The 22,704-nt window shown below is 60.5% G+C and carries 25 protein-coding genes; 5 read left to right on the forward strand and 20 right to left on the reverse strand.

Going from position 1 to position 22,704, the window contains the following annotated elements:
* Positions 1 to 9 precede the first annotated feature (9 nt).
* Positions 10 to 1,068, reverse strand: a complete 1,059-nt coding sequence (locus BM152_RS07480) for a permease (protein WP_066607314.1) — start codon at positions 1,066 to 1,068, stop codon at positions 10 to 12.
* Positions 1,065 to 1,352 (reverse strand): ArsR/SmtB family transcription factor, encoded by a 288-nt coding sequence (locus BM152_RS07485; RefSeq protein ID WP_111481366.1) that lies wholly within the window; start codon positions 1,350 to 1,352, stop codon positions 1,065 to 1,067. The genes BM152_RS07480 and BM152_RS07485 overlap by 4 nt, the downstream gene beginning before the upstream one ends.
* A 262-nt stretch (positions 1,353 to 1,614) precedes the next feature.
* On the opposite strand from BM152_RS07485, the gene BM152_RS07490 reads away from it, so the two are divergent.
* The 4 genes from BM152_RS07490 to BM152_RS07505 all read left to right on the forward strand — a co-directional run bounded on the left by BM152_RS07490 (position 1,615) and on the right by BM152_RS07505 (position 5,093).
* Positions 1,615 to 2,157, forward strand: coding sequence for an RICIN domain-containing protein (locus tag BM152_RS07490; protein ID WP_066607310.1), 543 nt, complete (start codon positions 1,615 to 1,617; stop codon positions 2,155 to 2,157).
* A 50-nt stretch (positions 2,158 to 2,207) separates the two neighbouring features.
* A complete protein-coding gene (locus BM152_RS07495) occupies positions 2,208 to 3,374 on the forward strand; it encodes an Lcl C-terminal domain-containing protein (RefSeq protein WP_066607307.1) in 1,167 nt (388 codons plus the stop codon).
* A 495-nt stretch (positions 3,375 to 3,869) separates the two neighbouring features.
* Complete coding sequence (locus tag BM152_RS07500; protein ID WP_066607304.1) at positions 3,870 to 4,262, forward strand: hypothetical protein; 393 nt, start codon at positions 3,870 to 3,872, stop codon at positions 4,260 to 4,262.
* A gap of 114 nt (positions 4,263 to 4,376) precedes the next feature.
* On the forward strand, positions 4,377 to 5,093 hold the full coding sequence (locus BM152_RS07505; protein WP_066607298.1) for a hypothetical protein: 717 nt from the start codon (positions 4,377 to 4,379) through the stop codon (positions 5,091 to 5,093).
* A gap of 235 nt (positions 5,094 to 5,328) precedes the next feature.
* Here the strand turns inward: BM152_RS07505 and BM152_RS07510 are convergent, their stop codons facing one another.
* The 15 genes from BM152_RS07510 to BM152_RS07580 form a co-directional block, all read right to left on the reverse strand.
* A complete protein-coding gene (locus tag BM152_RS07510; protein WP_082715439.1) occupies positions 5,329 to 6,348 on the reverse strand; it encodes a LysR family transcriptional regulator in 1,020 nt (339 codons plus the stop codon).
* 413 nt (positions 6,349 to 6,761) lie between these two features.
* Entirely contained in the window at positions 6,762 to 7,448 is a 687-nt protein-coding gene (locus BM152_RS18800) for a helix-turn-helix transcriptional regulator (RefSeq protein WP_158527952.1), read from the reverse strand.
* Positions 7,449 to 8,150: 702 nt separating this feature from the next.
* Positions 8,151 to 9,050, reverse strand: a complete 900-nt coding sequence (gene folD / locus BM152_RS07520; RefSeq protein WP_066607290.1) for a bifunctional methylenetetrahydrofolate dehydrogenase/methenyltetrahydrofolate cyclohydrolase FolD — start codon at positions 9,048 to 9,050, stop codon at positions 8,151 to 8,153.
* Between the two features lies 1 nt (position 9,051).
* Positions 9,052 to 9,366 (reverse strand): chorismate mutase, encoded by a 315-nt coding sequence (locus BM152_RS07525; RefSeq protein WP_331711577.1) that lies wholly within the window; start codon positions 9,364 to 9,366, stop codon positions 9,052 to 9,054.
* A 139-nt stretch (positions 9,367 to 9,505) separates the two neighbouring features.
* A complete protein-coding gene (gene ftsH, locus BM152_RS07530; RefSeq protein ID WP_066607283.1) occupies positions 9,506 to 11,425 on the reverse strand; it encodes an ATP-dependent zinc metalloprotease FtsH in 1,920 nt (639 codons plus the stop codon).
* 79 nt (positions 11,426 to 11,504) lie between these two features.
* Positions 11,505 to 12,767, reverse strand: coding sequence for a tRNA lysidine(34) synthetase TilS (tilS, locus tag BM152_RS07535; protein ID WP_158527953.1), 1,263 nt, complete (start codon positions 12,765 to 12,767; stop codon positions 11,505 to 11,507).
* Between the two features lie 7 nt (positions 12,768 to 12,774).
* A complete protein-coding gene (ybgF, locus tag BM152_RS07540) occupies positions 12,775 to 13,608 on the reverse strand; it encodes a tol-pal system protein YbgF (protein WP_066607280.1) in 834 nt (277 codons plus the stop codon).
* Positions 13,609 to 13,620: 12 nt separating this feature from the next.
* Positions 13,621 to 14,151, reverse strand: a complete 531-nt coding sequence (pal, locus tag BM152_RS07545) for a peptidoglycan-associated lipoprotein Pal (RefSeq protein WP_082715436.1) — start codon at positions 14,149 to 14,151, stop codon at positions 13,621 to 13,623.
* Between the two features lie 83 nt (positions 14,152 to 14,234).
* Positions 14,235 to 15,569, reverse strand: a complete 1,335-nt coding sequence (gene tolB, locus BM152_RS07550) for a Tol-Pal system beta propeller repeat protein TolB (RefSeq protein ID WP_066607278.1) — start codon at positions 15,567 to 15,569, stop codon at positions 14,235 to 14,237.
* Positions 15,566 to 16,699: a hypothetical protein gene (locus tag BM152_RS07555; protein WP_066607276.1), complete on the reverse strand. Its 1,134-nt coding sequence runs from the start codon at positions 16,697 to 16,699 to the stop codon at positions 15,566 to 15,568. Before BM152_RS07555 ends, tolB begins: the two co-directional genes overlap by 4 nt.
* 12 nt (positions 16,700 to 16,711) lie before the next feature.
* Positions 16,712 to 17,182 carry a protein TolR gene (gene tolR / locus BM152_RS07560; RefSeq protein WP_066607272.1) on the reverse strand — a complete coding sequence of 157 codons (471 nt, stop codon included), beginning with the start codon at positions 17,180 to 17,182 and terminating at the stop codon, positions 16,712 to 16,714.
* Position 17,183: 1 nt separating this feature from the next.
* A complete protein-coding gene (tolQ, locus tag BM152_RS07565; RefSeq protein WP_066607270.1) occupies positions 17,184 to 17,879 on the reverse strand; it encodes a protein TolQ in 696 nt (231 codons plus the stop codon).
* A gap of 146 nt (positions 17,880 to 18,025) precedes the next feature.
* Positions 18,026 to 18,415, reverse strand: a complete 390-nt coding sequence (gene ybgC, locus BM152_RS07570) for a tol-pal system-associated acyl-CoA thioesterase (RefSeq protein ID WP_066607267.1) — start codon at positions 18,413 to 18,415, stop codon at positions 18,026 to 18,028.
* A 114-nt stretch (positions 18,416 to 18,529) separates the two neighbouring features.
* A complete protein-coding gene (thpR, locus tag BM152_RS07575) occupies positions 18,530 to 19,069 on the reverse strand; it encodes an RNA 2',3'-cyclic phosphodiesterase (RefSeq protein WP_066607259.1) in 540 nt (179 codons plus the stop codon).
* A gap of 6 nt (positions 19,070 to 19,075) precedes the next feature.
* The gene (locus tag BM152_RS07580; RefSeq protein ID WP_066607256.1) at positions 19,076 to 19,705 is read right to left on the reverse strand and encodes a hypothetical protein; all 630 of its coding nucleotides are present in this window, start codon (positions 19,703 to 19,705) and stop codon (positions 19,076 to 19,078) included.
* 115 nt (positions 19,706 to 19,820) lie between these two features.
* On the opposite strand from BM152_RS07580, the gene aroQ reads away from it, so the two are divergent.
* The gene (aroQ, locus tag BM152_RS07585) at positions 19,821 to 20,258 is read left to right on the forward strand and encodes a type II 3-dehydroquinate dehydratase (protein WP_066607253.1); all 438 of its coding nucleotides are present in this window, start codon (positions 19,821 to 19,823) and stop codon (positions 20,256 to 20,258) included.
* A 44-nt stretch (positions 20,259 to 20,302) separates the two neighbouring features.
* On the opposite strand, the gene ruvB is transcribed toward aroQ, so the two are convergent.
* From ruvB to ruvC, 3 genes are read right to left on the reverse strand one after another with little or no spacing between them, the layout of a single operon-like run.
* Positions 20,303 to 21,331 carry a Holliday junction branch migration DNA helicase RuvB gene (gene ruvB, locus BM152_RS07590; protein WP_066607249.1) on the reverse strand — a complete coding sequence of 343 codons (1,029 nt, stop codon included), beginning with the start codon at positions 21,329 to 21,331 and terminating at the stop codon, positions 20,303 to 20,305.
* A gap of 4 nt (positions 21,332 to 21,335) precedes the next feature.
* Positions 21,336 to 22,019, reverse strand: a complete 684-nt coding sequence (gene ruvA, locus BM152_RS07595) for a Holliday junction branch migration protein RuvA (protein WP_066607245.1) — start codon at positions 22,017 to 22,019, stop codon at positions 21,336 to 21,338.
* Positions 22,016 to 22,525 (reverse strand): crossover junction endodeoxyribonuclease RuvC, encoded by a 510-nt coding sequence (gene ruvC, locus BM152_RS07600; RefSeq protein WP_066607243.1) that lies wholly within the window; start codon positions 22,523 to 22,525, stop codon positions 22,016 to 22,018. Before ruvC ends, ruvA begins: the two co-directional genes overlap by 4 nt.
* Between the last annotated feature and the right edge of the window lie 179 nt (positions 22,526 to 22,704).

The raw sequence follows: 22,704 nt of genomic DNA on the forward strand, positions 1-22,704 counted from the left end.
CCCGCAGCGTCACAGCAGGAAGTTGAAGAGGAAGCCCGTAGCAAGGATGCCCAGCGAGACAACCGCGATGAAGATGGCGATCAGGCGATAGGTCAGCACCTGTTTGAGGATGACCATTTCCGGCAGGGACAGCGCGATCACCGACATCATAAAGGCCAGAGTTGTGCCCAGCGCCGCGCCCTTGCCCAAGAGCGCCTCGACGATGGGAATGACGCCCGCCGCATTGGTATACATGGGCACGCCCACGACCACCGCTGCCGGAACCGACCACCATGCCTCGCCACCCATGATCTTGAGCATCATCGCTTCGGGAACATAACCGTGGATGGCTGCACCGATACCGATACCGACCAGCACCCAGATCCAGACCTTGCCGACAATCTCGCGCACCTGTTCCAGACCGATTTTCAGCCGGTCCACAAAGCGCAGCCGCTCTTCGGCAAGTTCACCCACAGGCCCCGCGTTCAACTCGCGCACCCAGTCCTGAAGATATTTCTCCAGATGCATCTTGCCCAGAACAAAGCCCGCAACCGTGGCGATGGAGAAGCCGAAGACGAGGTAGATCGTGGCGACCTTCCAGCCAACGAGACCATAGAGCAGTCCGAGACCCACAGGGCCGACCATCGGACCGGCGATCAGGAAGGAGAAGGTAACGCCCAAGGGGATCCCCGCCGACACAAAGCCGATGAAAAGCGGCACGGAGGAGCAGGAACAGAACGGCGTCAGCACCCCAAGAAACGCCGCCATCGGATAGCCCCAAAGCTCGTGCCGCCCTGCAAGAATGGCGCGGGTCTTTTCGGGGCTGAACCAGCTGCGCAACACACCGATGACAAAGACAATGCCGGTCAGCAGCAACAACACCTTGGGCACGTCATAGAAGAAAAAGGCAATGGCCTCCCCCGTATGGCTGTCACGCGCCACGGGGAAAAGCGATGTGACCCATTCCGAGAACGGGATCAACTGGCCGTAGAGCAGGTAAAGGACGACCCCGACCACAGGAACGCCGACATACCAGAGCCAGTCGGGCACACCATGTTTCGGGGAAATATCATGGGTTTCAGTGGTCATGCGACCTTCCTTTCCAGTTTGCCTTCCGCCGCCAGCACCGCGTCGATCACGGCAGCAAATTCCGGCACGAGATCGGGGTTGCGGCGATAGCGGACCCATTGCGCATCGCGCCGGTCCACCACCAGCCCCGCCTGGCGCAGGGTTTTCATATGCCGCGACATCCGACTCTGGCTCGCATCGAGTGTCTTCATCAGTTCACATACACAATGCTCGCCACCATCCCAGAGAATGGCGAGAGCGGCGCGGCGGGTCGGGTCGGATATGGCTGTCAGAATCTCTTGCATGGGATTCAAATATGCCTCTTTGCGCATATGCGCTTTGATGTATGTCAATTCGCTCTCACATGAGCACAACACCGATAGAGACAGGGGGGCGCATGGTGCAGGACGGCACAGGGGAATAGCTGCAAGGACAGGTGCAACCACGCGCCTGCATTCCCCTGCGTCACATTGGCACGAATAAAAATACGGAATGTGCCAATATGCGGCGACGGAAACTCCTCCATGTGACGCATCTCGCTCAGGACACAGAAGGAATGAAAATGAGATGAAAGCCTCTCTCAAAACTGCTGGCCTCACCGCCCTCGTTCTCGCCGCCACCAGCGCGCAAGGTGCATGGGCCGAAAACGTCGAAATCTACGCCGTGGACAAACTCGACAACATCCAGAACGGCTATTGTATCGATATTTCCGGCGGTCAGGGCGCACAGGCCGATCCTGCAAACGGGCTTCAAGGCCACACCTGCTATAGCCCGTCCGGTCGCATCTTTGTCGATCAGGCCTTCGACTCCACACAGTTCGCCAACGGTTTGTACTACATGCCGGAGTTTGATCTTTGTATGCAAGCCAGCGCGATGGAAGCCGGTGCCGCTCTTGAACTTGCCACCTGTGACGGCTCCGAGGCGCAGAGCTTCACCTTTTCCGATGCGGGCACAATCTCGCCTGCCGCATCTCCCGACCTGTGCCTGACACTGGGTGAAGACACCCGCTTTGGCCGCAGTCAACAAAACCAGATCAAAGACCTGAGTCTGGCACAATGCGCCAGCGAACAGACCGCCTCCCAAACATGGGCCTACCGCACAGCAGATTGACACCACGGGGCGCTTTTCGGCGCCCCTTTGTATTAGAAATGGAGGGCCTCATGCGCCTTATATCCCACACCTCTTTGATCTCGGCGATTGCTCTGAGCGGCGGGTTGTCCGCACCGCTCTATGCCGCAGAGGATCTGACTTACCCCCTTGTCGACACGATGCAGGATCAATGTTTCGATCTCGCCGGTGAGGCAATCACCTGCCCCGCGACAGGCGAAGCGCTTTACGGTCAGGATGCGCAATACACGGGCACGGCCTCCGATTACACCGACAACGAAAACGGCACGGTGACCGACAATGTCACGGGCTTGCTCTGGCAAAAGACGCCGACAGACGACCGCCTGAAATATGCAGACGCCATCGGCTATTGCGAGGCACTGGACCTCGGCGGGCGCACCGACTGGCGCGTGCCCTCGATCAAGGAACTCTATTCCCTCGCCGATTTCCGCGGCGAATTGCTTCGCCCCGAAGAGGGCGAACCCACCCCCTATATCGACACCAGCGTGTTCGACTTCTCCTATCCCGAAGGACAGATGGCCTTCGCCGGACAATACTGGAGCAGCACGCTCTATGTGAAAGGTCCAGTCATCAACGGACGCAATCAGGGGGCTTTCGGCTTCAACTTCGCGGATGGCCATATCAAGTCCTACGGCACGGGCCTCGATTTCTACACCGGCGCCCCAAGCACACAAAGCGGATTGCCGACGGGTGACGGGCAAGGCGCTCCGGGCAATTTCGTGCGCTGCGTAGCCGGAGATTCCGATGTCTATGGCGTGAACAGTTTCACCGCCAATGACGATGGCACGGTTTCCGATGCAGCCACGGGGTTGATGTGGCAACAGGCCGACGATGGCACCCGCCACGAATGGAAAGAGGCGCTGGCCTATTGCGAAGGGCTCGATCTGGGCGGTTACGACGACTGGCGTCTGCCCGACAGCAAGGAGTTGCAAAGCATTGTCGACTACAACCGCACCAGCATCCCCGCCATTGATGATCTGTTCGAGGTGACACAGGACTCCGAGACGCTCGACTATTGGACCAGCACCACATTCGGCGACATCAAGAGCCACGCCAATGTCATCGTCTTCGGTCTGGCGCTCAGCAAATCAGCGGATCAGGACGAGTATATGGACTGGCATGGCTCGGGCGCGCAACGCTGCTCGATCAATGCCTGCGACATAGACCGCCCCGACAACCTCGTGCGCTGCGTGCGCTGAGCCTCGCGTTTCCCGTCATACCTGCTCAGGTCTGGCGGGAAGCGCCCCCTACCCTACTCCTTACAGCAAACAACATATGACCACCGGCACGGCGCACACACCTGTCCGCCCGATGATTCTACCGAACCGCGCGTTTCAGTGCATCATTCATGCAAAGACGTCCGCGCCCCTCTATATTTCCCGATAAAATAACAGCTTACGCCAGACCCTCCCTGCAAATTCACGCAGAGGGCCGGAGAGGACTACTCCTCAGGGTTTAATCCAACGGGCTATCTCCTGCGCCCAATTGGCTAGCAGACATAGATCAAACGCAGCCTCCCAGCCCTGCCTTCGCCCGCTGTCCGCCGCGAAACCTGCCCCTTTTGCCAATAGACATCAGTCCAACTGTCGCGCCCTGAAAGCCCCGCTTACATTCAGTGTCGAGGCGGTCAAAACACTCACAGTAACCGAGTAACTGGTGGCCTCGTTTGGAAACCCAATGGGAGGAAATGAACTATGAAACTTTTTCTTGTTATCGCATCTGCAGCAGCTTTGACCGTAGGAGCCGCATCGGCTGACACAGTTCTGGGCACCGGATCGTGGTCCGGTTCCGAAAGCGGCGCAGCCATCACAGGCGGGTCCAGCGCAGGCACCACCTTCGGCGTCTCCGGCGCATCCAACACCTCTTCGATGGGCCTGTCGTCCAGCGGTCAGGCTGTTGGCTACACCGCTCTGGGCTTTGGCGCAGCAGGCTCCGGCTCGGCCTCCGGCACCACTTCAAACGGTGCAGTGAACAACACATCCACCTCTGCAACCTTCGGGATTGGTGGTTCGACTGCGGGCGGCAGCTACTCCGGTACCAACGGCAGCTCCAGCGGCGCCTTCGGCGGATTTGGCACCATGTTCTAATACTTGGTGTCAAAGCCTGACCGCACACTTGCGGTTTCAGGTGGCCGGAGTGGAATCCGAACGTACCGCTCCGGCCTCATTTCAACCCTCTGCGTTCGGAGAGGAGAAGGTCTCATGTTTTATGACAAAAAGGAGATGCCAATCGGAATATTGGCAAAAGTAACGGTTATCTCGGCAGCGATGCTGTGGGCAACATCTGCCTCCAGCCAATCCACAACCAGCACTTCGACATCAAGCTCATCCAGTGCCGCGGAAGTGGAAAGCTCGGCATCCGCCTCCGTGACAAGCGGCAACTCGAATGCCCAGATCTATCTGGATCAAAGCACACCGGGCACGCTCAGCACCCGTAATTCCTACAGCGGATCCTACACGGTGCGTTCCGCGCCCTCGGTCCAGCCTCCCTCGATGGGATCAGGCCACCCCTGCGCCTTGTCCGGCAGTATCGGCATATCCCTGATTGGTGGCGGTGCCGGTGGCGGGATGAACCGCGTCGACGAAGCCTGTCTTCTCGCCCAGATGGGACAGGGTCAGGCCGCGCTGATTATGATTGCCCGTCGTGATGCGGAAGCCTGTTTTGCGCTTCGCCAAGTCGGCTCGATCCCCTCGGGCAGCGTCTGCTCCGGCTCTGAACGCCGTTCAGCGGCCCAGGCCCAACGCGCGACCGTGTCTTCGATGAACCGTCAGACCGCGACCCGCACGACAGCGGCCCCGATCTCGCGCTATGTGTCCTGTTCGAAACGTGCAGATGGCAAGATTCTCGCTCGCAAACAGACGGGAACGCCCTATTCGAACGACCAGATCGCCAAATACTGCCGCAGTCAAATGCAATAACCCCCGAAACACTCTGCCCCCCCAATATGCGAGTGTAAACTTTCGCCCTGCACGGCCCCACGCGTTTTCCGTCAACTCTGTCCCGATTGACCGAAAGAAAGCCTCACACGCACGGGTCGCAGCAGGGCGAAACCTTTTTTCGGATTTTCCGCCTCATACCCACAGTATGACATCACGCCGCGCAGGCCATTGTCACATCAGCAACGCTGCTCCGCGCGCAAAGCATCCCCATATTTCACCCCGCGAACAGATGCACAGACGGATGACCTAAGTCGGGCATATCCTGCAAAGAGGCTTTCTCGTGGCTGGCGTAATTCTGGCGCACCGCATCGGCGAGACGCGCGAAGTAATTGGCGAATGTCGGCACCATCATCAAATGACGCGGCATGACCAGAGCCATTTTCTGTGCGACGCGGCCCGTGTCATAAAAGGCGACATTCTCGCGGACACGCTCCGGCAGGTTGCCGTGCAACGTCATCGACAGGTGGCAGGTCGCAAGCCCCTGCGCGACGATCTCAACGGCTCCGATATGCAGATCACTGGAGAAATACGGCACGGCGGAGGGAAGGTGGGATTTATACCATGCGTTGCTCTTTACCCGCCATTCATGCGAGGCGGTGACGCAAACACGTTTCATCAGGGCTTGCGGCAGGGTTTTCGGGACCACGTTTCCGTGAATGATATCGAGGGCCAGGTTCGGATCTATAGTCTTGGGAATGGCCCACAAAATCCGGTCTTCATATAGCACTTCATATTTGAGCGACGTGGTCTCGCGCAGGGTCTCCGTCTTGGCCAACAGGCCCACACTGGCCTTGCGAATGGCAAGATAGTCGAGAAGTTCGGCGCTTGACGTGGCGAACTCCAGCGAAAACTCCGAAATCCGCGGATCGGCATGGGCCAGTGTCGCCGCCAGCCCCAGCACCCGCCCCGCATGGGAGGGGATCGTGGCGAGGCTCATCTTGCATTGCTGCTGCCCGAACTGCTCACAATGGCGGCTTTTCCCCTGTTCGAGATCGGCCAGAACATTGCGCGCCGTGGTTGCCCAAAGCTCCCCTGCTCCGGTCAGCACCTCGCAGCGCTTGCGATCCCGATGCACCAGCTGTGCGCCGAGATCATCTTCGAGCTTGGCAAGCTGGGCCGAAATGGTGGGTTGGGACAACCCTAAAAGTTTCGCAGCTTTGCGGATCGACCCGGAAATAGCTATCGCATTGATCACTTCCAGTTGGCGAAGTGTAATTCCGTTAGAATAACTCATAATCCCCCCGATTTCCGGCAGCAGCTCCCTAAGACGCCGTTTGTTTCCGGCTTCGCACGACAAAGCGCGATATGGCCTCACATCCGCGCTTTACGCGCATCCTGTCCCGCTGCATTTGGCACCCGGAAAATGATATGTGCTCCCGCCGACAAAGCGGCTCGGGAGCGTCATTCAGTGATCAGGTGCGTTCATTTGTGCCAGCCGGTGTCCGACCGGCCAAGGCCCTTCGCGCGTGACGGAGTCACAAGTAAACGTGAAAGGCCGATTATAAAGATACGGTGTGCGGCGGCTCCTGAAACCCTGTGGTGCATTTCGGGACCCGCGTGACCCGCAGAGCCTGCCCGACGCATGTGTGAGCGGTTCGGGCAAAGCCATGTGAAAAGCGCCCGCACGTTCGGCGAGCGCACCGCGCCCTAGCAATTCTGGCTGTGAAAACAGATTGCCGCTTCGGTCCGGTTCGTGACGCCAAGTTTCGCCATGATACGGTGCAGATGCAGCTTGATTGTGTGAGCAGAGACCGACAATTCATTAGCGATCATCTTGTTCGGCTGTCCCGAGGCCACCAGTTTGAGCACTTCGCGCTCGCGCGGGGTCAGTTTGGCAACCCCTTGGGCGCAGGCCTCCTCGCGGGCGTCCTTGGCGGGTGACACCTCGTCATTTGGATCGTCGTCCGGCATTGCCGCACGGTCCCTTTTGACGGCTTGCATTGCGCCCAGTGAACACACCGGCAGGTAATGCGCGCCGCAATCAATCAACCGGATCAACTGGACCCAGGCTGTCAGGTTCAGGTTCATCGGCAGGACACTCACCGTATAGGTTGAAAGCCGCGCCCCCCAGCGTTCCACCACCTCCGTGGCGCTGGCATCATCCCGCACGGCAATCGCCAGCCGGACACGGGGCGTCAGATGATCCTGTCGCTCAAGAAAAGTCATGAACCTGTCTGCCTGACGCTCATCGACAATCAAAAGCCGTGTCGCCCGGCCTTCCGGCTGAATATGGTTTGAAAGCACAAGATCCCATGTTTCCAAATCCGGAAAGCGAGAGGCGCGCACCTCGTCAAATTCCGTCTCGATCGTCCTGAGGACGACCTCCGAGAACAATCGTTGCGATCCTATGAATGTGAAGAGATCTTTCTGACACATGCTTGGCTGAATTGCCGGATGTGTGACGTCTTGGTCCGTCCCCCTCGGTTCGTACATAGCTACCTCCCTTACTATTTCTCCAACTGTGCAGATGGTTGTCCCCACAACCAAAACATAAACTCCGCACATACTCGTATTGAAGCAAAGGTAGCAGAAAACGGCTCACCGTTAATCTATATTTAACTATTGGAAACCCTATCACCTGTCCAAAGGCATAGGTTTCCCGGCTTGTTTAACCGGTGTATCACCCCCCTGCATTGGCCATTTGACCTACCCTCAAAAAGCCCTAGAAGAGATCAATCTCTTGATTACACGAGGTTATATCGAGAATCCGCCTTTTTTCGGCCATAGACCGAACGGGTAATGCGCTCTCTCCCCGAAAAGACAGCATAAATTTTATCATCGGGTCAATTCCAAAGTCGCAATTCGGCCTTATTCCAACAGAATCCGCCCATTCGGCACGCGACTCACACCCCGTTTCGGTGGCTTGCAAACCACAACTTTGAGACACACGGGCAATCCCCTCCGGTCTAGGCACATCCTTTAGCGGATAGCCTTCAAAAATGATGCGCGGGACTCCGCGCATCTCCGGCCCCCGAAACACACGGAGACCGGTTTCAAACTTGCGAACACCACCCCGAAGGGCGGCAAACCCTACGCTTATGTCAGACCGTCCGGCTCGGCCAAGCCATGTGCGCGGCAGCAAGCCGTGAGCGTGTTGGCCAGAAGGCAGGCAATCGTCATCGGCCCCACGCCACCGGGCACGGGGGTGATCGCACCCGCGACCTCCTTGGCAGCCGCGAAATCCACGTCACCCACAAGGCGCGACTTGCCTTCGCCACGCTCCGGCGCAGGAATACGGTTGATGCCCACATCAATCACCGTGGCACCCGGTTTGATCCAGTCACCTTGCACGAAATTCGCACGCCCCACGGCGGCCACGACGATATCCGCGCGTTTGACCACCTCCGGCAAATCCTTCGTCCGACTGTGCGCGATGGTCACGGTGCAGCTTTCACGCAGCAAAAGCTGTGCCATCGGCTTGCCGACAATATTCGAGCGCCCGATCACCACCGCATCCTTGCCGGACAGATCGCCCAACTGGTCACGCAGCATCATCACACAGCCCAGAGGCGTGCAGGGCACCATGCTCTTTTGCCCCGTCGCCAGAAGGCCGACATTGGAGATATGGAACCCGTCCACGTCTTTTGCCGGATCAATCGCATTGATCACGAGGCTCTCGTCGAGATGTGAGGGCAAAGGCAATTGCACCAGAATACCGTGCACGCTCGGGTCGGCGTTGAGCGTCTCGATCAACTCCAGAAGCGCCTCTTGCGTGGTGTCCACGGGCAGCTTGTGCTCGAAGGAGTTCATCCCCGCCTCGACCGTCTGCTTGCCTTTCGAGCGCACATAGACCTCGGAGGCCGGATCATCGCCCACCAGCACCACGGCCAGACCGGGGGTCACGCCTTGCGCCTCCTTGATCCGCGCCACATGGGTCGCAACCTTTTCGCGGATCAACGCCGCAAACGCTTTGCCGTCAATCAGAGTGGCCGTCATCTCAGTCTCCATTCTCTTCATCGCTGCCCAGCACACGTTCTTCGCGGGCAATCATTTCCTCGACCATCAGCGCCCACATCCGGCGCGCAAGATCGGGGGTGAAACCGGCCTCCCGCGCCTGCGCTTCGACCTTGTCCAGAACATCCTGCACACGGGTCTCGATCCGCGCAGGCAGCCCCTCGCCGGGTTTGAGTTCAATCGCCCGATCCACATGCGCCTGACGCAACGCCAGAAGGGCGACGAGGTCGCGGTCGATCCGGTCGATCTGCTGGCGCAACTCGGCCATAGTAGGGATGTCTTTCGGTGGTTTGAGCATCGGCATATCCTCTTTGCCTGCCCTTTAACATGTGCCCGCCGCTTGGGAAAGATCATGAGGCCGCAGTCATATCCATGAGGCCCAAAGAAAAACCGCGCCTCAATCGAGACGCGGCTTTTTTGATCTGTCAGTTCGATCGTCAGACAGTGGGCTCAGGTTCCAGACCACTATCGTCTTTCGGCTTTTTCTTGGTCTTCGGAATGGCCGTAACCGAGGGGGCATCCTCTTTCTTGCCAGAGGCGCCACCATCATCATCTTCGCCCGGTTGCGGCGGCTGGCCCGCGATCACACGTTTGATCTCGTCGCCCGTAAGCGTCTCGTATTCGAGAAGCCCTTGCGCCAGACGTTCGAACTCTTCGGCATTCTCGGAAATGATCCGGTAAGCCTCCGCATAGCCCTCATCGATGAAGCGTTTCACCTCTTCCTCGATCAGCTCTTTGGTATGCGCCGACACGGAGAAGCCCGCCGTATTGCCCGAATAACCTTCGGCCGCCTCGGCATAGTCCACGTTGCCGACCTTGTCCGACATGCCGTAGCGCATCACCATCGCGCGCGCCAACTGGCTGGCCTGCTGGATGTCGCCGACAGGGCCGGAGGACACTTCCTCTTCACCGTATTTGAAGATTTCCGCCGCCTTGCCCGCCATAGTCATGGCGATGCGCTGACGGGCCTCGTCCTTGAACATCTGGAGCTTGTCCATCTCCGGCAGGCTCATCACCATGCCAAGAGCCCCGCCGCGCGGAATGATCGTCGCTTTATAGACCGGATCGCATTTCGGCAGTTTCAAACCGACGATGGCGTGACCGGCTTCGTGATAGGCGGTTTTTTCCTTTTGCTCGTCGGTCAGGACCATGGAGCGGCGCTCGGCCCCCATCATGACCTTGTCCTTGGCATGTTCAAAATCGTCCATCGTGACCTGACGCCGCCCGATCCGTGCCGCTGTCAAAGCGGCCTCGTTCACAAGGTTGGCCAGATCGGCCCCCGAGAACCCCGGCGTCCCGCGGGCAATCAGGCGCAGGTCCACATTCGGACCCAGCGGCACTTTGCGCGCATGGACGTTGAGAATTTTCTCGCGGCCTTTGATGTCGGGATTCGGCACCGTGATCTGACGGTCGAACCGGCCCGGACGCAAAAGCGCGGGGTCGAGCACGTCACGACGGTTGGTCGCCGCCACGATGATGATGCCTTCGTTCGATTCGAACCCGTCCATCTCGACCAGCAACTGGTTGAGCGTCTGTTCGCGCTCGTCATTGCCGCCGCCGTAACCGGCCCCACGGGCACGGCCCACAGCGTCGATCTCGTCGATAAAGAGGATACAGGGCGCGTTCTTTTTCGCCTGTTCGAACATATCGCGCACACGGCTGGCACCGACACCCACGAACATCTCGACAAAGTCGGAGCCGGAAATGGTGAAGAACGGCACACCGGCTTCACCCGCAATCGCACGTGCCAGAAGCGTCTTACCCGTGCCCGGAGGCCCGACCAGCAAGGCGCCTTTGGGAATTTTGCCGCCAAGTGCGGAGAATTTCTGCGGATTACGGAGGAATTCGACGATTTCTTCCAACTCTTCCTTGGCCTCGTCGATGCCTGCGACATCGTCAAAGGTCACGCGCCCCTGCTTTTCGGTCAAAAGCTTTGCCCGCGACTTGCCAAAGCCCATCGCGCCGCCTTTGCCGCCACCTTGCATCCGGTTCATGAAATAGATCCAGACACCGATGATCAGGAAGATCGGCAGGAAGGACAGGATAAAGGGCATGATGCCGCTTTCTTCCTGCGGTTTGCCCTCGACGGTGACATCTTTGTCGAGCAGTTCGGAAACGAGCGTATCATCACCCGGATTGATGGTATATTTGCGCCGATTGTCTGAATCGACGAAATAGACTTTCTCGCCATCGATATCGACGGTGTTAACCGTGCCGTCATCCACTTTCGACATGAATTCGGAATAGGGAACAACTTCTGACGACATGCTGCTCTGATTGCCGCCGAGCACCTGAAACAGGGTCAGTACGAGCACCAGAAGCACAAGCCAGAAGGCGAGATTACGTGCGTTGCCCAAGGGGGGTCTCCTCGAAATAGTCAGGGGTCACGCCGATAGCGTGAGGCTTCCCCCTAAGATAGGCATCCACGGCCCAAGTTCAATGCGATAAAAGCGATGTGTAGAATCCGCCAGTCGGATGGATCAGCCGTGCGGAGGCCGGCCCCATTCCGGCAAGAGGGGCGGAAATCAGTGTATTGCCGTCAAATACCGCCGGAGAGGCGGCCAAAGTCTCGCGCGGCGGGGCGTCTTTCGGGCGTTCACCCAGTTGCAACAACCCGTCTTCGCCTAGAGCGCGGATCACGAAACCCTTGTTTTCAATACCTTCCAGACGCCACCGCCCGTCCCAGACCTGATCCGGAGCGGCCACGACACCGGCAACCGCACCATGTTCGCGGGTCAGCCGGAAGACATCCTTACCCCCCAAAAGCCGCACGCCGTGCAGCGTCGCATCGCGGCCCCGCATCATGGCAGAAAGAAATTCCTGAAGCTTCATCCCGCGCGGGCCATAATCCGCCGAGGCAATCCACCGCAGGGCGGCAGCGACCAGACGGCGATTCACTTCGGGCGATCCTTCGGCAAAGCGGCGGCGGTCGATGATCAGATCACCCTGCTCCTCGCGCACACAGTCCATCGCGTGATCATGGGTGGCAAAGTCGAGCGCCGAACGCACCTGTCCCAGATGGTCCATCACCCGCCCCACCACATGCACGTCGATGCCGAGTTTGGAGAGTTCCTCCATCGCGCGGCGAGCTTTCACACGGTCATAGGCCTCGTCGTCATTGGACGGATCATCCACCCACGGTTCGCGCAATTCACGTAGATATTGCCGAAGCTCGAACCGCTCCTGCATCAAGAGAGGTCGCACCCAGGTGATCCCGTCGGAGGCCCTGCGCCTCTGCATCCCCGTCAGCCCGTCAATGCCGGAGGCCCGCGCCAGACGCATGAAAAACGTCTCGGCCTGATCATCCGCCGTATGGGCCAGTGCAATCGTGGAAATCCCGCGCCCCTTGGCCCAGTCGGCCATCAACCGATAACGCGCACGGCGGGCGGCGTCCTGCAAATTGCCCTTGCCCGTGTAGCCCGTCCAGTTGAGCGTGGTGTGTCTGACCTTGAGACGTTCGGACACTTCCGCCACGAATTTCGCCTCTTCGGCAGCCTCCGGACGCAACCCGTGGTTCACCGTGACGGCTTCGAGGCGCACGCGTTCCTCTGCGGCCCATTCGGCCATCAGATGCAAAAGTGCGAGGCTGTCGCCGCCGCCAGAGACGGCCACGGCCAGATGGTCCGGTTTGTCGAAAGAAAAGGCGGAGGCCACGAAATGCCTGAGCATCGCCCGGTTCGCCGCTTTTTCTTCCATCATCCGGCCTTTACAGAGAACAACCGCGCAGGGATGCGTCGGTCTGGGCCTGAGTGGCGGCTTGCGATCCTGCAAAACGGGAGACGACTTCGCCATACATGACACAGCCCTTTTCCGTTTGCCCCAGATCGCTCAGAGCCCCCGCCAGACGCAACAAGGCATCCGGCGCACGGTCGCCCTCGGGATTGCCGGAGAAACTGTCGAGATAGGCGCGCGCCGCATCTGCGGTCTGACCAGCCGCCGCAAGCGCCTCGCCCCGCATGAAATGCGCGTCACTTGTGAGGTATCCGCCGGTATAGGTCTGCGCGAAATTGGCAAAGGCCTGCGCGGCCTCCGTGTATTTCCCTGCATCAAACAGCGCCTGAGCCGCGTCGAAATCGGCCTGTTCGGACAGAGCCAGATCACCGCCCCCGTCCATCGGAGGCTCGCTATTCGGCCCCGCAATGACCAGATCGGTCGCGCCGGTCTCTCCGCCAATCGGTTTGAGCGGCGGCAGGTTGCCGATGTCACAGCCCGCTTCCAGCTCACAGAGCCGGAAGTTGAGATCGTCCAACTGGTTGGTCCCGTCCTTCACAACGCGATCAATGCGAAATTCCAGCGCCTCGATCTTGGCCGTCAGATTGGCCAGAGCGCTCTCCATCAGATCGACCCGCTCCAGCGTGCTGGCCCCCGCAATCCGCGTATTGGGTGCGCCGGTCGTGGACAGTTCGCGTTTGAGCGTGTTGATCTCGACCGAAAGCACCGCCGCTTCCTGACGGATATCGGCCAGCGTCTGCGCATCCTGCGCAAATAGCGGCGTGCACAGACCTGCCGTCAGAACAGCACTGAGAAAGAGGGCTTTCATCTTCACGGCTCCTTACATGCCCGCGCCAGCCGCAAGCACCGTCACAGCGCGGCGGTTCTGGCTATAGCAGGTTTCGTCGGAACAGATCGCCAGCGGGCGCTCCTTGCCGTAGGGAATGGTCTTGAGCCGCGAGGGGTTCACACCCTGACTGATCAGATATTCCTGCACAGAGGCCGCACGCCGCGCCGAAAGCGCAAAGTTGTAATCGCGGGTGCCCTGCTCGTCGGCGTGACCTTCGATGATCGCCGTGTAGGCCGGATTGTCATTGAGCCACTTGGCCTGACCGGCCAGAACAACACGCGCCTCGTCAGAGAGTGTGGACTGGTCAATCGCGAACAGCACACGATCCCCGACCGTCTGGTTGAAATAGGCCACAGAGGTCGGATCGGAGGCAGAGCCTGCCAAAGCGCCATTCGCGCCCATGCCTGCGCCATTGGCCCCGCCACCGGCACCAAACCGGTCGGGGTTGGTACAGGCCGACAGGCCGAGGGCTGCGATCAGGAGGACAGCACGCGAGGTGCGGGAAATCAGAATGTTGGACATGAGGTTCTTCCTTTGCGGAAACTCGAAACTGCTCTTTTAAGACACTATAGCACCCTCCCCGCGACTTGGGGAGGGTTGCCGCATTATTTCAACAGGGGCGACCATGCCGGATCGGATGCGCCCGCATTGGTCGGCACGCGTTTGAGGTTCCGGCCCGAAATATCGACCGTATAGAGCGCGCTTGCGCCCGATGCGCCCTGACTTTCACGGGTGAACATGATGACCCGTCCGTTGGGAGACCAGCTTGGCCCCTCGTCAAGGAAGGACGCGGTCAGAAGGCGTTCTTCGGAGCCGTCCGTGCGCATGACACCGATATGGAACCGGCCCTGATTCTGTTTGGTAAAGGCGATAAGATCACCGCGCGGGGACCATACGGGCGTGCCATAGCGGCCCTTGCCCGAGGAAATCCGCCGCGCCTCACCACCGCCTGCGGGCATGATGTAAAGCTGCTGCGTGCCGGAGCGGTCCGATTCGAAGACGATCTGCGAGCCGTCCGGCGAGAAGGACGGCGCGGTTTCAATCGCGGGCGTGTTGGTCAGCCGCGTGTTCTGTCCTGAGGCAATATCCATCCGGTAGAGATCCGTGTTGGTGCCCGTGGACATGGAGTAGACGATCGACTGCCCGTCCGGCGAGAAGCGCGGCGCGAAGGTCACGGATTCGGCAGGCAGCGGCAGGCGGCGGCGCGTCACCGTGCCCACGTCCAGCATCATGATCTGCGGCGTGCCGTTTTCATAAGAGGTATAAAGCACACGGTCTCCGGTGGGCGAGAAACGCGGCGCGAAAACGATGAAACTGTCGTCTGTGAGATACTGGAGCCCTGCCCCGTCGTAATCCATCACTGCCAGACGTTTCTTGCGGTCGTTCTTCGGCCCGCTCTCGGAGACAAAGACCACGCGGCTGTCGAAATAGCCGCCCTCGCCGGTGATCCGCGCATAGACCACATCGGCCACCTTATGCGCGATCCGACGCCAGCTTGAGGTCGAGCCGCCCAGTTGCAGACCGGAGCCCAGAGGCGCTTCGGCATAGATGTCGAAGACGCGGAACTTCACCGACAGATTGCCGGAAGCATCCATGCCCACAGCGCCGGTCACAAGCCCCTGCGCATTGATGGCTTTCCAGTCCGCATAGGACACGGAGGAGGAGAAATTCGTCACCTGCGCGATATGGGCGGAGGGCGGGATTTCACGGAACAACCCCGTGCCCACCAGATCGGCCGCGATCACATCCGAGATCTGCTTGGCATATTCTGCCGCCTGCGGCGTCTCCGCAATGAAATCGGGGATCGCAAGGGGCACCGGCTCGATCACACCTCTGGTAATGTCGAGTTTCAGCGGCCCCGGGTCCTGTGCCATCATCGGCGCAGCCCCCACAGTGAGCGCGGCAGCTAGGGCACAGGCGAGTGTCGTCAGGCGTTTCATTTGTACCTCATCTGTTCGGGATCGAACGTCATTTCGATATTGCGCCATTGGGCGTATTTTTCCACAGGCAACGGGAAACCGCTGGCTCCGCAGCGGATTATTGCGCGTCGGGCCACGGCAAAGGCCTGATCCGCAGCAGATTGTGATCCGCCTTCAAAGCCCAAGAGCTTGATCGAGCCGTTTTGCGGCGTCCCGTCTTCGTTCATGGACACGCCCACGGTGATGGTGGTGCGCATCGCTTCGGTGGACATGGCACCCACGTTCCAGCATTGCGACACGGCGACCCGCATCCCTTCGCGCTCGCCAGCAGTGAGCGGCGGACCTGTCGGGCGAGCGGGCGCGGCCGGTGTGGCGGCACTCTCGGCCGCCAGCGCAGCCGCCGCAGCAGCCGCGGCCTCGGCCACAGCATCGGATGTATCGCGCGGCGTCTCGGCGGGTTGCTCGGTGGGCGTGGCGGGTTGTTCCACAGGCTCCTGCGCCGCTTCCGCCTGTGCTGCCAGATTGGCCGGACGCGTTTTCGGACGCGGCGACGAGGTCATGCCGGAGGGCTTCTCCGCCTCGGTCACAATCTCGGTCGTGGTTTCCTGCGGTGCGGCCTGTTCGACCTGTTCCTCAACCACCTCGGGGCTCTCCGCCTCCTCGTTGGCGGCCTCGACCGGCGCATCGGAGACTTCCGGCTGCGGCTCGGGCGCGGTCACCACCTGATCGGAGATGCGCGGCACGGGGCGCGGGGTCGGTTTCTGATTGGCAATATCCGGCAGGTTCGCCCCCGGATCCTCAAGCGAAAGCTCCAGCTCCACCTGCGGCGCGGGCGGCGTCGGCGTCACCTCGACCGGCGTCTCCACCGGCGCGGGCGCTTCGGGCGCGGCTGGCTCGGCAACGCTTTCCTCGGGCGTGTTCACCTCCGGCGCGGGCTCCGTCTGCGGCGCCTGCAATTGCGGGGCTTCTTCGAAATTGTCCGGCGCGGTGCTTTGCTCCACCAGCGCGGCAAATTCGGACTCGGAGATCAGGGCAACCTCCTGCACAGACATCTCGTCCGTTCTCTCGGGGCGCAAAAACAGCCCCCCGAAAAGCATATAGGCAATGAGCCCCAAATGGCCCGCACCAGAGATATATTGGCCCGCGTTCACGATGCCTGCCCTTTAATTCCCGGACCCGTCGAGACGTGGCCCGCCTTGCTCCGTCACCAGACCGATTTTGCGAAACCCGCCCGCATTGAGCGCGCCCATCACCTGAGCCACACGTTCGTAAGGCACCGATCCGTCGGCACGCAGGAAGATTTTGTCATCATTGCGCTCGGTCGCGATGGCACGCAGCTTGGTCACAAGGTCCGCCTCCGGCGTCTCATTCGCCATCAACAAAACCTGCCCGTCCGCTGTCAGCGTGATGGTCAGCGGCTCCTGCTCCTCTTGCGGCAACGCCGTGGCCGCCGTTTCGGGCAATTCCACCGGAACACCCACGGTCATCATCGGAGCGGCCACCATGAAGATAATCAAAAGCACCAGCATCACATCCACAAAGGGCGTGACGTTGATCTCGCTCATCGCGGCGGGACGACGACGGCCTCTGCCGCGTCCGCCCCCGCGCTGTTTCTGCACGACACCTGCGCCCATGTCAGCTATCCAGCTCGCGCGAAAGAATGGTCGCAAACTCGTCTGCGAAAGCCTCGTATCCACCAAGGATACGGTCGCTGTCCGCGTTGAGCTTGTTGTAGAAAATTACCGCCGGAATAGCCGCCAGAAGACCCAGAGCCGTGGCCAGCAAAGCCTCCGCGATCCCCGGTGCCACAACTGCAAGGTTGGTGGATTGCGCCATGGCGATGTCTTCAAACGCGGTCTTGATCCCCCAGACCGTGCCGAACAGCCCGACAAACGGCCCGGTCGAGCCCACCGTGGCCAGAAACGACAGGCCTGCGGTCATGTCTTCGCTCTCTTTGGCAATCGCCACATCCATCGACCGGTCGATACGCGACTGCGCACCGGCGATCAGCCCGCCATCGGCCTTGTGAGAACGCCGCCACTCGGTCATGCCCGCAGCAAAGACCCGCTCTGGCGCGCTCATCGGCCCGCCTGCGATCTGGTCATAAAGCTCGTCGAGAGGCTCGCCCGACCAGAACGCCTGATCGAAAGCCGCCGCCTCTGCGCGGGCCTTTTTATAAGAGATGAATTTCTGGATGATGATCGACCATGACCAGAAGGAGGCCACGATCAAAAGGATCATCACAATTTTAACCGTGAAGGTTGCGCGCATAAAAAGCGCCAGCAAGGAGAAATCGATCTCCTGCGCCATCGCAAGGGTTGTCTGGTCCATGAACCTGCTCTTTTAATCGCCTGTTGGCCGTATTTACACGGCTCTCATCATTACCAAGGATTCTATCCTATCCACAGGGCCCTCGCCAACACGAAGATGCGAGAGTTTCGTGAAATTATCGGATTTTGAGCGATTTCGCGAAGATTTCAGTGCAGATTTCGGCGGAGAACCGCCGGAAGTCGCGCCGGATGGCCGGTCGGAGTGAGCGCCACAAGCGTCACCTGCGCCGAAAAAAGCAGGTCCTCGCCGCGTTTGACCTCTTGGGTCAACACGATGCGCACGCCTGTCATGGCTTCCAGCGCGGTTTCGACCACCAGATCATCATCGAATCTGGCGGGGGTGAGATAGTCCGCCTCGACTCGGCGCACGGCAAAGACCACGCCTTCGTCCTCTTTGAGCTTCACCTGATCCACGCCCAGATCCCGCACCCATTCCGTGCGCGCGCGTTCGATGAATTTGAGGTAATTCGCGTAATAGACAATGCCTGCAAGGTCGGTGTCTTCGTAATAGACATGGACGGGAAATTTATGGGTCATCTGCCACGCACCTCTGTTGCTCTGTGCGCAACCCTAGTGCCTTTCGTGAAAAAGCTGAACCGGATTTTCCGGCGCTCGATTTTCCGCAGCTCGGGCGCGGGGCCGCAGGGGTCATCACCCGAGCGGATAGGTCGCAAGCGTGTCGTATTGCGCGCCCTCCGGCGTCAGGGTGGAGCCGATCATGGCACATTCCGGCGGCTGGAAGGCGGGCCATGCAAAAGCCCCCTGCGCCGCGATCAGATGGTCCAGTTCCTGCTGCTCCCCCGCGCGAAGGCGATGGAACCGGCGCAGGGAGATATGCGGGCGAAAGCGTTCATGTGGCAGGTCGATCCCCACCGCACGCGCCGCCTGACGCACTTTGTTACGCAGCGCGGTCAGGGCGTCATCTTGTCTCACAGAGGCAAAGAGCAGGCGCGGCTTGTTGCCGCCGAAGACATCCAGCCCCGCCACCGCAATCTCCGGCGCAGGCAGGCAGAGAGACGCCAGTTCCTCGTGCAACTCGGCCAGAAGCTCTTCAGGCTGGTCATCCAGAAAGGCCAGCGTGACATGCATATTTTCCGCAGGCACCGCACGTCCGAACCGCAAGGGCGCAGCCAGCGCCTCCAACCGGTCGGTCAGATCATCCGGCAGAGGCAGTCCGACAAAGGCCCGCATAGCCGCTCACCCCGCAATCACCCGCGCATAGAGCCTAAGCGCATGGGCGGCATCACGCGCCGCATCGGGCAGCAAGGGGTCATAGGCCGCCCGCAGCACATTGGCCACATCGGGGCGCACCACCGTGCCCTCGACCGTCTGGGCCAGCGGGCTGTCTTGGGTAAATTCCTTGTCGGACCACAGCAGCATCGCCTGCACCGCCTGCGACAGGGCGATCACCTCGGCGGGCACCTCGTCCATCGCACCGCCCATGCGCACAAAGCTGAAACACGCCTTGATCGCGCCGGCATCATCGAAACGGAAGGCGCGGTATTGATGCGCGTTCCGTTCTTGCAGCGTGGCGACGCGGCTCTCCAGTTCGGGAATCAGATCCCCCATATGCGGCACGTCGAGAAGCTCCGCCCAATCGGACAGGAAGAACACCATCAGGTTCGTGCCCAGTTCAGGGTCCATCTCCTCGATCCGGTGCCCCGCGATGGCGACACAGGCCTCAATGGCGGATTTCACGATCACAAGGGTCTCTTCCTCCACCCCGAACACCACAGGCGCAACGGGACGCCCCCAGCGGGCAAAGACATAGTCGCCATTTGATCGGGTGAAAAACTGCTCGATACGTTCCGGTGTGATGTCGCTCATGTGGCCCTCTCGCGTCTCAAGGTCTCCTTTTGCAACAGGGTGGCTTGCGCGACAACCCCTGCCCCGCGTAGCTTGGCCGCAAAACAGACATGCGGCACGCGGCCCGGAGACAGCTATGAGCAAAACCATCTACATCCTGAACGGCCCCAACCTGAACCTGCTGGGCAAGCGCCAGCCGGAGATTTACGGCAAGGAGACGCTCGAAGATGTCGAAGCGCTCTGCGCCGCCGAGGCCGCGAGCCATGATCTCGACATCGTCTTTGCCCAGTCGAACCACGAGGGCGAGATCATCGATTTGATCCACGAGGCCCGCGAGAAAGCGGCGGGCATCGTCATCAATCCGGCGGCCTATACCCACACTTCCGTGGCCATTCTGGACGCGCTCAACACCTTTGAGGGGCCGGTGATCGAGGTGCATATCTCGCAGGTCCACAAGCGCGAAGCCTTCCGCCACCACTCTTATGTCTCGATGCGGGCCGATGCGGTCATGGCGGGGTTCGGCGTGAACGGCTACCGGCTTGCGGTGGCGCAGATGGGACATCTTCTGGGCTGATCCGAACGGGCTTTCCGCCCGGCCAGCCCCCTTACCTGCCGCGCTTACTTGCCGAACAGATCCGACTGATCCGGCGCTTTTGGCGCCTCAAGCCCGAGATGCCTCCATGTCTTTTGCGACAGCATCCGCCCGCGCGGGGTGCGCTGGATAAGCCCCTGCTGCAACAGATACGGCTCGATCACATCCTCGATGGCATCGCGGCTCTCCGACAGCGCCGCCGCCAGCGTCTCCACACCGACCGGCCCGCCGCCGTAATTCTCCGCGATCATCGACAGGTAGCGCCGGTCCGCACCGTCAAGGCCCAGAAGGTCCACCCCCAAACGCGTCAGAGCCCCGTCGGCCAGAGGTTTGGAAATCCGCCCGTCGCCCTCGACCACGGCAAAATCCACCACCCGCCGCAAAAGCCGCCCCGCAATCCGCGGCGTGCCTCGGGCGCGTTTGGCGATCTCGTAAGCCCCGTCAGGATCGGTCGGAATCCCCAGCAGACGTGCGCCACGGGTGACGATCTCGTGCAATTCCTCGGTCGTGTAGAACTGAAGCCGCGTCGGGATGCCGAAACGATCACGCAAAGGCGTGGTCAAAAGCCCCAGCCGCGTGGTCGCACCCACAAGGGTAAAGGGCTGCAACTCGATCCGCACGGTGCGCGCAGCGGGGCCTTCACCGATCACCAGATCAAGCTCGAAATCCTCCATCGCCGGATAGAGCACCTCTTCGACCACCGGATTCATCCGATGGATCTCGTCGATGAACAACACATCGCGGGCTTCGAGATTGGTCAGAATCGCCGCCAGATCCCCCGCTTTGGCCAGAACCGGCCCCGAGGTCATCTTGAAATTCACGCCCAGTTCACGCGCCATGATCTGCGCCAGCGTGGTTTTCCCCAGACCCGGCGGGCCGTGAAACAGAACGTGGTCCATCGCCTCGCCGCGCATCTTGGCGCTTTCGATGAACACGCGCAGGTTGGCACGCGCCTCCTGCTGACCGATGAACTCTTCCAAGACCTGCGGACGCAGGGCGCGGTCGGTGTCCTCCGGCTGGCGGTCAGGGCGCAAAGTGGGATCGGGCGCGTCCATTCATCTACCCTTTCGGAGCCAGAAGTTTCAGCGCGGCGCGGATCAGGTCCGAGGTCGCCGCCTCCGGCGCATCCTGCGCCGCCTGTGCCACAGCCCCCGCCGCATCAGAGGGCGAATAGCCAAGGTTCTGAAGCGCCGACAGGGCTTCGGCCTCGGCACTGGCATTGGCTTTCGCGGGTGCTTTGCGGGTCGGTTTCACGGCGGGCGCAGGGGCGTCCGTCTCCACCACTTCGGCGGCCTCCGGCGCATCCAGCGTTTCCGAGAGGCTCCCGCCCATAGACATCACCGTGGGGGCCTTGTCCTTCAACTCGTTCACCACGCGCTGCGCGATCTTCGGCCCGACACCGGGAGCCGCCTTCACCGCACCCCAGTCGCCCAGCGCAATCGCGCGGCCTGTGGCTTCCGGCCCCAAAGTGCCGAGAATCGCCATGGCCGCTTTTGAGCCGATGCCCTGCACCGAGATGAGCAGACGATACCACTCCTTCTCCAGAAGCGAGGTAAAGCCGAAAAGCTGCAAATTGTCTTCGCGCACCAACAGATCGGTATAGAGCGCAACCGGCGCCCCCTGCCCCGGCAGCGCCATGCGCGTGCGTTCGGAAACATAGACGATATAGCCGACTCCGCGCACGTCGATCAGAACATGATCCGTGCCGATATAATCGATAACACCTGTAATCTTGCCAATCATGAGGCTGCTTTCTTGAGCGCATCCGCCAGCCGCGAGGAGGATTGCGCATGGTAGGAATGGGTGATGGCGATGGCCAGCGCGTCGACCGCGTCCGGCCCTTCGAGCTTTGCACCGGGCAGTTGCAGCTTGATCATATGCTCGACCTGTTGCTTGGCCGCGTGGCCCACGCCAACGACAGTCTTTTTCACCGCATTGGGCGCATATTCCCCGATGGGAATCCCCGCCCGCGCAGGCACCAGCAACGCCACTGAACGCGCCTGTCCGAGTTTCAGCGTGGCCACAGCATCCTTGTTTACAAAAGTCTGCTCCACCGCCGCGCAATCCGGCGCATAGGTTTTGACAATTTCCGTGAGCTGGTCGAACAGCGACAAAAGCCGCGTGGCCAGCTCGTCAGAGGCCGCCGAACGACAGGTGCCGTTGGCCACATGGCTCATGCGCGATCCGGTAACATCAATAATGCCCCAGCCCATATTGCGCAGCCCAGGGTCGATGCCCATCACACGCATGTTCTCACCTGCTCGTTTATTCGTTAAGGTCGAGTTAGCACGAAACAAGAACATTTGCCAAGCACGGGTTTCACGCGTGGGGCTCATGTCCGGCGGAGTTTCTCCGTTGCGGACCTGTTACGGGCCTAGCCAGCACAGTAGCGCAGACCACAAACAGGCCAACACCACGACCAACGCAC

This window comes from Celeribacter halophilus (assembly GCF_900114135.1).
Lineage (GTDB): Bacteria > Pseudomonadota > Alphaproteobacteria > Rhodobacterales > Rhodobacteraceae > Celeribacter > Celeribacter halophilus.

Coding starts and splice junctions, on each gene's coding strand:
- ybgC (WP_066607267.1), bottom strand. CDS start 18,415: ATGACCCATAAATTTCCCGTCCATGTCTATTACGAAGACACCGACCTT.
- tilS (WP_158527953.1), bottom strand. CDS start 12,767: ATGATGGAAGAAAAAGCGGCGAACCGGGCGATGCTCAGGCATTTCGTG.
- aroQ (WP_066607253.1), top strand. CDS start 19,821: ATGAGCAAAACCATCTACATCCTGAACGGCCCCAACCTGAACCTGCTG.
- ruvB (WP_066607249.1), bottom strand. CDS start 21,331: ATGGACGCGCCCGATCCCACTTTGCGCCCTGACCGCCAGCCGGAGGAC.
- pal (WP_082715436.1), bottom strand. CDS start 14,151: ATGTCCAACATTCTGATTTCCCGCACCTCGCGTGCTGTCCTCCTGATC.
- thpR (WP_066607259.1), bottom strand. CDS start 19,069: ATGCGGGCCTTTGTCGGACTGCCTCTGCCGGATGATCTGACCGACCGG.
- BM152_RS07500 (WP_066607304.1), top strand. CDS start 3,870: ATGAAACTTTTTCTTGTTATCGCATCTGCAGCAGCTTTGACCGTAGGA.
- BM152_RS07480 (WP_066607314.1), bottom strand. CDS start 1,068: ATGACCACTGAAACCCATGATATTTCCCCGAAACATGGTGTGCCCGAC.
- BM152_RS07580 (WP_066607256.1), bottom strand. CDS start 19,705: ATGAGCGACATCACACCGGAACGTATCGAGCAGTTTTTCACCCGATCA.
- BM152_RS07505 (WP_066607298.1), top strand. CDS start 4,377: ATGTTTTATGACAAAAAGGAGATGCCAATCGGAATATTGGCAAAAGTA.
- ruvC (WP_066607243.1), bottom strand. CDS start 22,525: ATGCGTGTGATGGGCATCGACCCTGGGCTGCGCAATATGGGCTGGGGC.
- BM152_RS07490 (WP_066607310.1), top strand. CDS start 1,615: ATGAAAGCCTCTCTCAAAACTGCTGGCCTCACCGCCCTCGTTCTCGCC.
- folD (WP_066607290.1), bottom strand. CDS start 9,050: ATGACGGCCACTCTGATTGACGGCAAAGCGTTTGCGGCGTTGATCCGC.
- BM152_RS07525 (WP_331711577.1), bottom strand. CDS start 9,366: ATGCTCAAACCACCGAAAGACATCCCTACTATGGCCGAGTTGCGCCAG.
- tolR (WP_066607272.1), bottom strand. CDS start 17,182: ATGGGCGCAGGTGTCGTGCAGAAACAGCGCGGGGGCGGACGCGGCAGA.
- ruvA (WP_066607245.1), bottom strand. CDS start 22,019: ATGATTGGCAAGATTACAGGTGTTATCGATTATATCGGCACGGATCAT.
- ybgF (WP_066607280.1), bottom strand. CDS start 13,608: ATGAAAGCCCTCTTTCTCAGTGCTGTTCTGACGGCAGGTCTGTGCACG.
- BM152_RS07510 (WP_082715439.1), bottom strand. CDS start 6,348: ATGAGTTATTCTAACGGAATTACACTTCGCCAACTGGAAGTGATCAAT.
- tolB (WP_066607278.1), bottom strand. CDS start 15,569: ATGAAACGCCTGACGACACTCGCCTGTGCCCTAGCTGCCGCGCTCACT.
- tolQ (WP_066607270.1), bottom strand. CDS start 17,879: ATGGACCAGACAACCCTTGCGATGGCGCAGGAGATCGATTTCTCCTTG.
- BM152_RS07485 (WP_111481366.1), bottom strand. CDS start 1,352: ATGCAAGAGATTCTGACAGCCATATCCGACCCGACCCGCCGCGCCGCT.
- BM152_RS07495 (WP_066607307.1), top strand. CDS start 2,208: ATGCGCCTTATATCCCACACCTCTTTGATCTCGGCGATTGCTCTGAGC.